The organism is Pseudomonas flavescens (assembly GCF_013408425.1).
GTDB classification, from domain to species: domain Bacteria; phylum Pseudomonadota; class Gammaproteobacteria; order Pseudomonadales; family Pseudomonadaceae; genus Aquipseudomonas; species Aquipseudomonas fulva_A.
In genome coordinates this window covers 3,045,356-3,058,357 of the sequence record NZ_JACBYV010000001.1, presented here as the reverse complement: position 1 = coordinate 3,058,357, position 13,002 = coordinate 3,045,356, and the positions used below count along the sequence as shown (strand labels likewise).

The window sequence follows — 13,002 nt, the reverse complement described above, 5'->3', positions numbered from 1 at the left end:
TCCTCAAGGGGCGGCCAAGATGAGCCGTACGGGATCAACGTGAGTAAAACTTGTTTTTAATGTTAATCGATTGAGTTTGTTTCACTCTTTCGCGACCTCGACAATGCACACCATCATTTATGCATTGGAGATATCGCCATGGCCCTGGCACACAGCCTCGGATTCCCCCGAATCGGACGTGACCGCGAACTCAAGAAAGCTCAAGAGGCCTTCTGGAAAGGCGAGCTGGACGAAGCCGGCCTGCGTGCCGTGGGCCGTGAGTTGCGTGCCCGGCACTGGCAGGTGCAGAAGGAGGCCGGTATCGAGCTGCTGCCGGTCGGCGACTTCGCCTGGTACGACCAGGTGCTGGCCCATTCCCTGACCTTCGGGGTGATCCCCGAGCGTTTCCGCCCTGCCAGCGGCAAGCCGACCCTGGACACCCTGTTCGCCATGGCCCGCGGCGTGAGCGGCGACAACTGCTGCGGCGGCGCCCATGCGCAAGAGATGACCAAGTGGTTCGATACCAACTACCACTACCTGGTGCCCGAGTTCACTGCTGACCAGCAGTTCGCCCTCAGCTGGGAGCAGCTGTTCGAGGAAGTGGATGAGGCCCGTGCCCTGGGCCATGAGGTCAAGCCGGTGGTGATCGGCCCGCTGACCTACCTATGGTTGGGCAAGCTCAAGGGCGAGGCTCAGGGTTTCGACAAGCTGGAGTTGCTCGAGCGCCTGCTGCCGCTCTACGGGCAGATATTCCGGCGCCTGGCCGAGCAGGGCGTGGAATGGGTGCAGATCGACGAGCCGATTCTGGTGCTCGACCTGCCTCAGGACTGGAAGAACGCGTTCGAACGCGCCTACAACATTCTGCAGCGCGAACCGCTGAAGAAGCTGGTCGCCACTTACTTCGGTGGTCTTGAAGAGAACCTCGGCCTGGCGGCCAATCTGCCGGTGGACGGCCTGCACATCGACCTGGTGCGCGCGCCACAGCAGTACCCGACCATCCTCGACCGTCTGCCAGCCTACAAGGTGTTGTCCCTTGGCGTGGTCAACGGCCGCAACGTGTGGCGCTGCGATTTGGAAAACGCTCTGGCGGTGATCGGCCATGCCCACAGCCGGCTCGGCGAACGCCTGTGGATCGCGCCGTCCTGCTCGTTGCTGCACAGTCCGGTTGACCTGCAGCGTGAAGATCAACTGGATGCCGAGCTGAAGGGCTGGCTGGCCTTCGCCACCCAGAAGTGCGCCGAGGTGGCGCTGCTGGCGCGTGCCGTCAATCAGCGGACGCTCCCGAGGTGCGCACCGCGCTGGCCGAGAGCCGCGCCGTGCAGGCCAGCCGAGCGGCTTCACCACGTATCCACAAGCCTCAGGTGCAAGCGCGCCTGGCTGCCGTGACCACCCGCGATAGCCAGCGCGAGTCGCCGTTCGCCCAGCGTATCGTCAAGCAGCGGGCCGGCCTCGATCTGCCGCCGTTCCCGACCACCACCATCGGCTCGTTCCCGCAGACCTCGGCGATTCGCCTGGCGCGCCAGGCTTTCAAGCAGGGCAAGCTGTCGCTGGGTGATTACACCGACGCCATGCACAGCGAGATTCGCCATGCGGTTGAGATTCAGGAGCGCCTGGGGCTCGACGTGCTGGTGCATGGCGAGGCCGAGCGCAACGACATGGTCGAGTATTTCGCCGAGCAGTTGGACGGCTACCTGTTCACCCGTTTCGGCTGGGTACAGAGCTACGGTTCGCGCTGCGTGAAGCCAGCGGTGATCGTTGGCGACCTGAGCCGACCCCAGGCCATGACCGTGGAGTGGATTCGCTATGCGCAGAGCCTCACCGGCAAGGTGATGAAGGGCATGCTCACCGGTCCGGTGACCATGCTGATGTGGTCGTTCCCCCGTGAAGACGTCAGCCGCGAAGTGCAGGCCCGGCAGCTGGCCCTGGCGATTCGCGACGAAGTCGTCGACCTCGAGCGTGCCGGCATTCGTATCGTGCAGATCGACGAAGCGGCATTCCGCGAGGGGCTGCCGCTGCGCAAGGCCGACTGGCAACACTATCTGGACTGGGCTACCGAGTCCTTCCGGCTGTGCGCCAGTGGCGTACGTGACGAAACGCAGATCCACACCCACATGTGCTACAGCGAATTCAACGACGTGATCGAGTCCATCGCCGCCATGGATGCGGACGTGATCACCATCGAGACCTCACGCTCGGACATGGAACTGCTGCAGGCCTTCGAGGCTTTCGAGTACCCCAACGAGATCGGCCCGGGCGTCTACGACATCCACTCGCCGCGGGTGCCGGACACCGGCGAAATGGTCAAGCTGATGCGCAAGGCCGTGCGCCGTATCCCAGCCGAGCGCCTGTGGGTCAACCCGGATTGCGGCCTGAAGACCCGCCGCTGGCCAGAGACCGAAGCCGCGCTGGTCAACATGGTCGCTGCCGCCCGTCAGCTGCGCAAGGAGCTGGCCTGAGGCTCCGCCCGCAGCCTCTGGTGCAGCAGTTGTAGGAGCCGGGGGGACGCCTAGTCCCTTGCCGGCGAAAGCGGTGGAAGATTCGCCGATGGTGTCGGAGCGCAGATCGATTCGCTGGCAAGCCAGCTCCTACTGTTTTTCTGTCGGTAGCCTGTGGTTTACCGCCTAACCCGCCAGGTATTGTTCGGTCGAGGTGACGGTCGCATAGGCGAAGGCCAGCGCGGCCATATAGGCTGCCTGGACCTGCGTGGCTGGAACCTGATTGCCTTCGAATTCCTGGTCGCGTGTCGCGCAGGCATCATGGATCACCGTGGTGGCGTAGCCGAAGTCCGCACTGGCGCGGGCGGCGGCATCGATGCACATATGGCTCATGGCGCCGACCAGGGTGATCTGTTCGACGCCTGCCTTGTCGAGCTGCGCCTTCAGATCGGTGTCGCGAAACGCGTTGACCTTGTGCTTGAGCACCACGCTCTCACCCGCCTGCGGCTGCACGCTGGCATGGATCTGCGCACCGCTGGAGCCTGCGGCGAAGAAGGGCGCCCCGTCTCCCTGAAATTCATGACGCACGTGCACCACCGTATCCCCGGCAGCGCGAGCGGCTGCCAGCACGCGTGCGGCGTTCCGCGCTGCCGCGTCGATGCCGTGCAGCGGCCATTTGCCGTCGGCGAAATAGTCGTTCTGGATGTCGATAAGAATCAGGGCGCGCTTGCTCATGATGTGCTCCATGGGAAGGGGATGGTTTACACCTTAGCCTGTACAGGGGAACAGGGGGCCAGTCAGCGTTGTGGCGATCTTTCAGACCGCATCTTCGGCAGCCTTGCCGGCAGGGTTCTCGCGGGTCGGCATGGCGAGTATCTCCGGCAGCACTTCGCGCGCGAATACGCCGTGCAGGCGCCACAGCTCGGCGACCGGATCGAGGTGATGATCGACGCGGATATCCCACAGCGGGTACTCCTCGCGGTCGACGATATAGATCACCGCCGAGGATTCGCCATGGCGGTCACCGCCACGGGCATCACCGGCGGACAGGGCATGGATCAGCCGTTCGACCAGCGGCCGATCCTCGCCATGGCGAAAGGCGTCGGCCACGGCGTCCAGCACCTGCGGCCCGACAAGGCGATTGCCCTGCACGGAAAACTGTTCACCGGATAGCGAACCCGCCCAGGGAATGCACTGATCACCCGTCCAGCAGACACTGTCCCCCTCGCGGTCGATCAACGCCAGCTGACGCAGTTCCATGCACGGGTCGGTATCCATCAGCCGTTTAAGTGCTGCGGGGGCTGAATGGCCCTGGCGTAACAATGCCAGCCCGTCGAGGCCCAGGTAGGGATTGACCTGCGCCTGGGTCGCCACCGCCCCAGCACCTGCGGCGGCGTGGCTGAGCAGCTTGCCGACGGCGGGCATTGCGGTAGCGGCGGCAACGCCGAACTGGCCGGTTCTGGGGCAGCGGGCAACGATGGAAAAAGTCATGGCAGCTCCTTTATGCGCATGTGCCTTAGGCCGCGGACCGGTCGCGATCGTTCCGCTTGTCGGTCGTCGCAACGCTATCGGTATTTGTTGATAAGCATTATCATTCGCCTGATTGCTGCCACGCCTCTGGCGCATCGTCACGAGCAACCCCACTTCATGGTCGACCAGCCGTCTTCACTCGAGCCTCGCCAGCCCGATCCGTCCGCGACGGAGCCGGTACAGCGCGATGCTTTCCTGCGCACCTTTCTCGCCCGTCGTGAACAGATGGAAGCGGTGTTGCGGCGGCGCGTCGGTTGCCGGGCAACTGCGGCGGATCTGGTGCAGGAGCTGTTCCTGCGTTTCTGGCGACGGCCCAGTGCGCCGCTCGAAGACATGGGCAGCTACCTGATTCGCAGCGCCCACAACCTGGCCATCGACCATTTGCGCAGCGAGGGCGCGCGCAGCCGTAACGAAGCCGGACTGCTGTCCGAGCAGCGTAATGACACCAGCGTCTCACCGGATGCCGCCCTGGAAGCGGGCAGCGATCTGCGCCGTGTGGAGGCCGCGCTGCGGGGGCTGCCGGAGCGAACCCGGCACATTTTCCTGCTCAATCGCATTCACGGTCAGACCTATGGGCAGATCGCCCGCAGCATGGCGCTTTCCCAGAGCGCCGTGGAAAAACATATGATGCGCGCCCTGGAAGCCTGCAAGGCCAGCGTCATCGACACGCCGGCCAGCCACTCACACGGAAGCGTCGCGCCATGAGCCACGAGTCATACATACAGGAGGAGTCACTGTCGCGCATCGAACAGGACGCCTGGCTGTGGCTCGGCCGTCTGCAGGGCCAGCCGGGCGACAAGGTACAGATGGCCTTCGAGCAATGGCTGGCCGCCGCGCCCGAGCATGTCGATACCTTCGTGCGCATGCAGTCGCTCTGGCACCTGAGCCGCCCGGCTGCCCAGCGCCTGGCCGAGGAAGAGGCCGCCGCCTTGCAGCAGTACCTGCGCCCGCCGTCGAGCCGCCGCCCGTACTGGGCCTCGGCACTGGCGCTGGCCGCCTGCCTGCTGCTGGTGGTCTGGGGAGGCGGGTGGCAGCCGTTGCGCTGGGTCGATGACCTGGGCGCGGACATGGTCTCGGCACCCGGGCAGGTGCGCAGCGTGACATTGAGCGATGGCTCCACCGTGGTGCTGGATGCCGACAGCGCCATCGCCGTCGAGTATGGCGCGGGCGAGCGGCATGTCGAGCTGCGGCGTGGTGCGGCGTATTTCAGTGTGGTGCCGGGCGATATTCCCTTCACCGTGGCCGCCGCCGGTGGCGAGGCACGGGTGCTCGGCACGCGTTTCGAAGTGCGCCGGTTCGATGATGGCGCCCGGGTCTCGGTGCTGCAGGGCCGGGTGGCCGTTCGTGGTGGGCCACTGGAGGCACCGCGGGTGCTCACCGCCGATCAGCAACTGAGTTTTGCCGATGGCGTCAGCGGCAAGTTGCGCAGTGTCGATGCCGAAGCGCTGACTTCCTGGTGTGACGGCCGTCTGAGCTTCTACCGTACGCCGCTGGGCGAAGTGCTCGACGAACTGCGCCGCTATCACCCGGGGCGCATCGTGCTGCTCAACGATGACCTGCGCGAGCGGCGGGTCAGTGGCAGCTTCGCCAGCCAGGATCCCCAGGCGATTCTCGATGCCCTGCAGGGCGTCGTCGGCTTCCAGCAGCACACTGTGCTGGGACGCCTGATCATCCTGCGCTGAAAATATTTTCGCTGGAGGGTGAGGTAAACCCCATCGGCATCCGTGTACTGCTTTGAATGCGACTTTTTCGCAATGAGAACCAGCACCTGGGATGATGAAAGCCATGAATCACCGCACCATGCGTCGGCAGGATGCCACCTTGAAACATGTCGGCCTGGCGGCCCTCCTGCTGAGCACGGGGATGCTGCCACTGGCACCGCCGGCGCTGGCCCAGGCCGTGGCCGATCAGGCGGCGACCTATGCGTTCGCCATACCGGCGCAGCCGCTGCCGCAGGCGCTCGATGCGTTCAGCCGAACCACCGGCCTCAACGTGGTGTATACCGACGAAGCGCCATACGCCGTGCAGGCCTCGGCACTGCAGGGGCGCATGAGCGTCGAGCAGGCGCTGGCCCGCTTGCTGGCCGGCTCCGGTTTCACCTTCGCGCGAGCGGGCGCCGGCACCATCACGCTGCAGGCAGTGCCTGCCGATGGCGCAGTGAATCTGGGCGCCGTGAACATTCAGTCGCAACGCACCACGGCCTACAGCTATCAGCCACCCGAAACCACCTCGCTGACACGCAGCGACACGCCACTGCTGGATATTCCCCAGGCCGTCGCGGTGGTGCCGGCGCAGGTGCTGCAGGATCAGCAGCCACAGAATCTCGATGATGCCCTGGTCAACGTCAGTGGCATCACCCAGTCCAATACCTTGGGCAGCACGCTCGATGCGGTGATGAAGCGCGGGTTCGGTGACAACCGTGATGGTTCCATCCTGCGTGACGGCATGCGTACCATCCAGGGCCGCAATTTCACCGCCACCGCCGAGCGCGTCGAGGTGCTCAAGGGGCCGTCGTCGATGCTCTACGGCATTCTCGATCCGGGCGGCGTGATCAATGTGGTCAGCAAGAAACCTCAGCTGGAAAGCTACCGCGCCATCACCGGCCGGGCTTCGACCTTTGGCCATGGCAAGAACGGCAGTGGCGGCACCCTCGACCTCACCGGCCCACTGGGCGAAACCGGCCTGGCCTATCGGCTGATCGCCGATTACGACGACGCCGACTACTGGCGTAGCTTCGGCACCAATCGCGACAAGACCTTCGCGCCCTCGCTGGCCTGGTACGGCGAAGACACCACCGTCACCCTCAGCCACGAGTACCGCGAGTATTCGGTGCCTTTCGACCGGGGCACGGTGTTCGTCAATGGCAAGCCGCTCGACATTCCCAGCGAACGTCGTCTGGATGAGCCTTACAACGTCACCGAAGGTCGTTCCAACCTGAGCATCTTCGACCTCTCCCACCAGCTCAACGATGACTGGAAGGCCCATTTCGCCTATAGCTACAACCGCGATACCTATGACGATTACCAGGCGCGGGTGACCAGTGTGAATACCAGCAACGGCACCGTAGGGCGCCGTCTGGATGGCACACGTGGCGCGGTCAGCACCTCGCACTTCGCGACGTTCGACCTAGACGGCAGGGTCGAGCTGGGCGGTATGCGGCACGATCTGCTGATGGGCGTGGATCACGAGTACCGCAAGTTCTACCGCGAGGATCTGATTCGACAGACAACCACGCGCCGGCTCGATTACAACCAGCCTATCTACGGGCTCGACCCGGTGCCCACGACGGTGGTTGCCAGCGACAGCGACCAAACCGATCGAGTGGTCACTCAGTCGGCCTTCATTCAGGACTCCATCCACCTCAACGAGCAATGGATCTTCGTCGCTGGTGCCCGTTATCAGCTATATGACCAGCTTGCCGGGCGTGGGCGGCCGTTCAACAAGAACACCGACATCAACGGCCAGTTGTGGATGCCGCGTGTCGGCCTGGTCTACAAGCTCAACGACGAGCTGTCGCTCTATGGTGGCTACAGTGAATCCTTCAAGCCCAACTCGACGATTGCACCGCAAAGCGGCATCGGCTCTGTCAACGAGATGGCGCCGGAGGAGGGCAAGAGCTGGGAGCTGGGGGCCAAACTGGATATGCCCGGGCGCATCACCGGTACCCTGGCGCTGTTCGATATCGTCAAGGAGAACGTTTCGGTTCTCGATCTCGAGGGCTATCGCCGAGCGGCGGGGGAAGTCCGCTCGCGGGGCGTCGAGCTGGATCTCACTGGCCAACTCACTGATCGTATCAGCCTGATCGGCACGTTCGCCTTTACCGATGCAGAGGTGACCAAGGATCCGTCGATCAAAGGCAATCAACTGCAGAACGTCGCCAGGCAAAGCGCTTCGCTGTCTGCCGTCTATGACCTTGGTGCGCTGCTCGGCGGCGATCGCCTCAGAGTGGGCACGGGGGCTCGCTATGTTGGTGATCGCCAGGGGGACTCCGACAACACCTTCACGTTGCCGTTGTATACCGTTGCCGATGCCTTCGCCAGCTATGAGACGCGCCTGGGCGAGAACAAGCTGCGCTTGCAGCTCAACGCCAAGAACCTGTTCGACAAGACCTACTACAGTTCGTCGGTGAACAGTCTCAACGTGTCCATTGGCGAGCCGCGTCAACTGCAACTCTCCAGCACCCTGGAGTTCTGAGCGCGTCCACAATCGCTTCGCCCCGAGGGCGGGGCTCCTACGCGGTGTCTAGTATCCACGCGAGCGCGTAGGAGCTGGCTTGCCGGTGAATGGCAGCCATACCGCGATCTTGCTGAATGACCACCATCGCATCGCCCGCAAACGGGCTCCTACGCGGTGTCTGGTATCCACACGATGGTGTAGGAGCCAGCTTGCCGGCGATTGGTAGCCATACCGCGATCTTGCTGAATGGCCACCATCGCATCGCCCGCAAGCGGGCTCCTACATGGCTCTGGCATCCACGCGAACGCGTAGGAGCCGGCTTGCCGGCGATTGGTAGCCATACCGCGATCTTGCTGAATGGCCACCATCGCATCGCCCGCAAGCGGGCCCCTACGCGGTGTCTGGTATCCACGCGAGCGCGTAGGAGCCGGCTTGCCGGCGATTGGCAGCCATACCGCGATTGTGCAGGATGACCACCATCGCATCGCCCGCAAGCGGGCTCCTACATGGCTCTGGCATCCACGCGAACGCGTAGGAGCCGGCTTGCCGGCGATTGGTAGCCATACCGCGATCTTGCTGAATGGCCACCATCGCATCGCCCGCAAGCGGGCTCCTACGCGGTGTCTGGTATCCACACGATGGTGTAGGAGCCGGCTTGCCGGCGATTGGCAGCCATACCGCGATTGTGCAGGATGACCACCATCGCATCGCCCGCAAACGGGCTCCTACATGGCTCTGGCATCCACGCGAACGCGTAGGAGCTGGCTTGCCGGCGATTGGTAGCCATACCGCGATTGTGCAGGATGACCACCATCGCATCGCCCGCAAGCGGGCTCCTACATGGCTCTGGCATCCACGCGAACGCGTAGGAGCCGGCTTGCCGGCGAATGGCAGCCATACCGCGATCTTGCTGAATGGCCACCATCGCATCGCCCGCAAGCGGGCACCTACATGGCCCTGGCATCCACGCGAACGCGTAGGAGCCCGCTCGCGGGCGATTCGATCGAGGGCTTCCCCAGAAACGCAGAAGCCCGGCACTTGGCCGGGCTTCTGGTTACCGCGGGGCGATGCTTACTGCACTTCCACCGCCAGGCTTTCGGCGATCTTCTTGTTCCAGATCGCCGGGCCGGTGATGTGTACCGACTCACCGTTGCTGTCGACGGCGACGGTGACCGGCATGTCTTTCACGTCGAACTCGTAGATCGCTTCCATGCCCAGTTCGGCGAACGCCAGCACCTTGGACTTCTTGATCGCCTGAGCCACCAGGTAGGCGGCGCCGCCGACGGCCATCAGGTACACGGCCTTGTTGTCCTTGATCGCTTCGATCGCGGTCGGGCCACGCTCGGATTTGCCGATCATGCCCAGCAGGCCGGTCTGTTCGAGGATCTGACGGGTGAACTTGTCCATCCGCGTGGCGGTGGTCGGGCCGGCAGGGCCAACCACTTCGTCGCCGATCGGGTCGACCGGGCCCACGTAGTAGATGAAGCGGCCTTTCAGATCGACCGGCAGTTCTTCACCCTTGTTGAGCATCTCGACCATGCGCTTGTGCGCGGCGTCGCGACCGGTGAGCATCTTGCCGTTGAGCAGGATGGTCTCGCCCGGCTTCCAGCTCTGCACGTCTTCCGGGGTCAGGGTGTCGAGGTCGACGCGCCGCGCCGACGGACCGGCTTCCCAGACGATTTCCGGGTAGGCGGAGAGGTCCGGTGCTTCCAGCTCGGCCGGGCCGCTGCCATCGAGCACGAAGTGGGCGTGACGGGTCGCGGCGCAGTTGGGGATCATGCATACCGGCAGCGAGGCCGCGTGGGTCGGGTAATCCATGATCTTGACGTCGAGCACGGTGGTCAGGCCGCCCAGGCCCTGGGCGCCGATGCCCAGCTGGTTGACCTTCTCGAACAGCTCAAGACGCAGTTCTTCGATCTTGTTCTGCGGGCCACGGGCTTGCAGTTCGTGGATGTCGATGTGCTCCATGAGCACTTCCTTGGCCATCACCGCAGCCTTTTCGGCAGTACCGCCGATGCCGATGCCCAGCATGCCAGGCGGGCACCAGCCAGCGCCCATGGTCGGGACGGTCTTGAGTACCCAGTCGACGATCGAGTCGGACGGGTTGAGCATGGCCATCTTCGACTTGTTCTCCGAGCCGCCGCCCTTGGCTGCGACATCGACCTCGACCTTGTCGCCGGGCACGATGGAGTAGTGGATCACCGCCGGGGTGTTGTCCTTGGTGTTCTTGCGGGCACCGGCCGGGTCGGCCAGGATCGAGGCGCGCAGGACGTTTTCCGGCAGGTTGTAGGCGCGGCGCACGCCTTCGTTGATCATGTCGTCGACGCCCATGGTGGCGCCATCCCAGCGCACATCCATGCCCACCTTGATGAATACGGTGACGATGCCGGTGTCCTGGCAGATCGGACGGTGGCCGGTGGCGCACATGCGCGAGTTGATCAGAATCTGCGCCATGGAGTCGCGGGCGGCAGGCGACTCTTCCTTCAGGTATGCCTCGTGCATGGCCTGAATGAAGTCGACGGGATGGTAATAGGAAATGAATTGCAGGGCGTCGGCGACGCTCTGGATCAGATCGTCTTGCTTGATCACGGTCATGCGGGGCGCTCCCTTATAGGGCAGGAACTTGGGCGCCGGAACATGGCCGGCGCGTTCTAAAAGGCGCGGCAGTATACCGCGGGGCCGACGCCTGGGACACCCGTCAGGGCCCAGCGGCGATAACGCGAAGCGTCGCTAGGCTTTTTCACGGCGCGCGGGTAGAGTGGCGGCTAGTTGCCAGTATGGGACGGAGCCCATGATCCCAAGCAACCGTCGATTGACCCAACGTACGTTACAGAATCTGCTGATCAAGCGTTTCGGCATGGCTGTGGCTACCTATCTGATGATCGCTGCGCTGGCAGGGATTGCCTATTATCACGACCTTTTCAGCGCTTCTGGCAGCTCGGTCGCAGGGCTGCTGGGTATTGCCGTCGTCAGTCAGTCGCTGTTCTTCGCCCTGTTCATGTCGGGCCGCAATCTGACCTTTCGCGACCCCAGCCTCACCGAGGCGCAGGTACTGGTAGGTCTGGGCCTGATGACCGCTATGGTCGCCATGCTCGACGAAGGGCGCGGCAGCCTGCTGCTGATCTATCCCATGTCGTTGCTGTTCGGCCTGTTCCAGCTGCCGCCGAGGGTGTTCTTTCGCTGTGCCGGTCTGGCGTTCCTGGGGTTCGTGCTCATCAACCTGTACGACGCCTACCAGATGCGCATGCGCGATCCCGGTCTGGCTACGCTGCAGGTCTGCGCGCTGGGTCTCGTGCTGTTTTGGCTGAGCCTGTTCGCCTCTTATATGCAGAGCATGCGTCAGCGCATGCGGCAGCGTCGTTTCGCGTTGCAGGCGCATCAGGAAACCCTGCGCGGGATGATGCGCCAGCTCGAAGATCTGGTGGCCACCGACGAACTCACCGGGTTGTGCAACCGCCGTCATTTCCTGCGTCTGGCCGCCCGGGAGCTGGAAGGGCTGGGAGCCAAGCGGCGCCATGGGCTGGCGCTGATCGATCTCGATCACTTCAAGAACATCAATGACCGGCATGGCCACGCGGCGGGCGACCGCGTGTTGCAGGCATTTGCGGGGATTGCCACGGCCTGCCTGCGCGACGGCGACATCATCGCCCGTTACGGTGGCGAGGAGTTCGTGCTGCTGGTGCCCAATACCGATGCGGATGCCTTCCTGTCCTGCTGCGAGCGGCTGCGGGTGGCGTTCAGCGAGGCCGAGCCGATAGGTGTTAAAGTGCACAACCTCAGCCTGTCCGTGGGGATGACCCTGGTATCCATGCACGACGACCTCGATGAAGCCCTGCACCGTGCTGATCAGGCGCTGTACCAGGCCAAACGTACCGGGCGCAACCGCTGCGCCTCGACCTGGGAACAGGCGGATGCCTGACCTGCTGGTCGGCGAGCGGCGCGTGAGCGTCGACCCTGCAAGTAACCTGCTCGATTCGCTGCTCGGCGCCGGCATTGCCGTGCCCTACAGTTGCCGCGCCGGCAGTTGCCAGGCATGCCTGGTGCGCTGCCTGGCCGGCGAGCCGCTGGATGCCAAGCCCGAGGCCCTCGATCCGGCGCGTCGGGAGCAGGGGTGGCGCCTGGCGTGTCAGTGCCGAGTGATCGATGATCTGCAGATCCAGCTATTCGACCCCGGACGCGATGGCATCCCTGCACGGATCCAGGCGTGCGACTGGCTGAGCGAGCATGTGTTGCGCTTGCGCCTGTTACCGCAGCAGGCCATGCGCTACCGTGCAGGGCAGCATCTGCTGCTGTGGACGGCCGACGGTATCGCCAGGCCGTATTCGCTGGCCAGCCTGCCGCAGGAAGACAGCTTTCTCGAATTTCACGTGGATTGTCGTCAGCCGGGAGCGTTCAGCGATGCGGCCCGGCAATTCAGGGTCGGGGAGCCTTTGCGCCTGGGCACCTTGAGTGGCGGGGCGCTGCACTACGATCCGGATTGGCAGGCCCGGCCGCTCTGGCTGCTTGGTGTCGGAACCGGCCTTGCGCCGCTGTACGCCATTCTGCGCGAGGCCTTGCGCCAAGCTCATCAGGGGCCGATCCGGGTCATGCATGTGGCGCGCTCGACTCGCGAGCATTACCTGGCTGGCTCGTTGCTCGAACTGGCCGCGCGTCATCCCGCCATACAGCTCGACCTGATCGAGGCGGCAGCGCTGCCCGATGCTCTGGCGGCGCTGCGTCCTGGCTCACGGCAGACCATCGTGCTGGCCTGCGGTGGCCCTGACAGCGTTGATGCCATCGCTCGACGCCTCTACCTTGCCGGGCTGCCGCGCAGCCAGCTGTTCTCCGACCTGTTTCTGCCTCACGCCTGAGCGGCTACGCAGTCCGACGCCTATCTCAGAAA

Annotated in this window: 9 protein-coding genes and 1 pseudogene; 6 read left to right on the top strand and 4 right to left on the bottom strand. The window is 64.2% G+C overall.

Features of this window, described 5'->3' with window-relative positions:
* The first annotated feature begins 138 nt into the window (after window positions 1-138).
* Window positions 139-2,435: pseudogene (metE, locus tag FHR27_RS13715) on the top strand (5-methyltetrahydropteroyltriglutamate--homocysteine S-methyltransferase).
* Window positions 2,436-2,600: 165 nt separating this feature from the next.
* Here metE and FHR27_RS13710 read toward each other — a convergent pair.
* Together FHR27_RS13710 and FHR27_RS13705 are read right to left on the bottom strand one after the other, a co-directional pair.
* Window positions 2,601-3,149, bottom strand: coding sequence for a cysteine hydrolase family protein (locus tag FHR27_RS13710; RefSeq protein WP_042554537.1), 549 nt, complete (start codon window positions 3,147-3,149; stop codon window positions 2,601-2,603).
* Between the two features lie 81 nt (window positions 3,150-3,230).
* Window positions 3,231-3,905, bottom strand: a complete 675-nt coding sequence (locus tag FHR27_RS13705) for a DUF1028 domain-containing protein (protein WP_042554538.1) — start codon at window positions 3,903-3,905, stop codon at window positions 3,231-3,233.
* Between the two features lie 156 nt (window positions 3,906-4,061).
* Here FHR27_RS13705 and FHR27_RS13700 point away from each other — a divergent pair, with 156 nt between their 5' ends.
* The 3 genes from FHR27_RS13700 (at window position 4,062) to FHR27_RS13690 (ending at window position 8,138) form a co-directional block, all read left to right on the top strand.
* Entirely contained in the window at window positions 4,062-4,649 is a 588-nt protein-coding gene (locus FHR27_RS13700; protein WP_042554539.1) for an RNA polymerase sigma factor, read from the top strand.
* Window positions 4,646-5,626: a FecR family protein gene (locus FHR27_RS13695; protein ID WP_179538826.1), complete on the top strand. Its 981-nt coding sequence runs from the start codon at window positions 4,646-4,648 to the stop codon at window positions 5,624-5,626. The genes FHR27_RS13700 and FHR27_RS13695 overlap by 4 nt, the downstream gene beginning before the upstream one ends.
* A gap of 103 nt (window positions 5,627-5,729) precedes the next feature.
* On the top strand, window positions 5,730-8,138 hold the full coding sequence (locus FHR27_RS13690; RefSeq protein ID WP_179538825.1) for a TonB-dependent siderophore receptor: 2,409 nt from the start codon (window positions 5,730-5,732) through the stop codon (window positions 8,136-8,138).
* 595 nt (window positions 8,139-8,733) lie between these two features.
* On the opposite strand, the gene FHR27_RS13685 is transcribed toward FHR27_RS13690, so the two are convergent.
* Window positions 8,734-9,018, bottom strand: a complete 285-nt coding sequence (locus tag FHR27_RS13685; protein ID WP_179538824.1) for a hypothetical protein — start codon at window positions 9,016-9,018, stop codon at window positions 8,734-8,736.
* Between the two features lie 173 nt (window positions 9,019-9,191).
* A complete protein-coding gene (locus FHR27_RS13680) occupies window positions 9,192-10,715 on the bottom strand; it encodes a fumarate hydratase (protein ID WP_042552060.1) in 1,524 nt (507 codons plus the stop codon).
* 196 nt (window positions 10,716-10,911) lie between these two features.
* Here FHR27_RS13680 and FHR27_RS13675 point away from each other — a divergent pair, with 196 nt between their 5' ends.
* Window positions 10,912-12,039: a GGDEF domain-containing protein gene (locus FHR27_RS13675; RefSeq protein ID WP_042552059.1), complete on the top strand. Its 1,128-nt coding sequence runs from the start codon at window positions 10,912-10,914 to the stop codon at window positions 12,037-12,039.
* A complete protein-coding gene (locus tag FHR27_RS13670; protein WP_042552058.1) occupies window positions 12,032-12,970 on the top strand; it encodes an iron-sulfur-binding ferredoxin reductase in 939 nt (312 codons plus the stop codon). The genes FHR27_RS13675 and FHR27_RS13670 overlap by 8 nt, the downstream gene beginning before the upstream one ends.
* Window positions 12,971-13,002 lie beyond the last annotated feature (32 nt).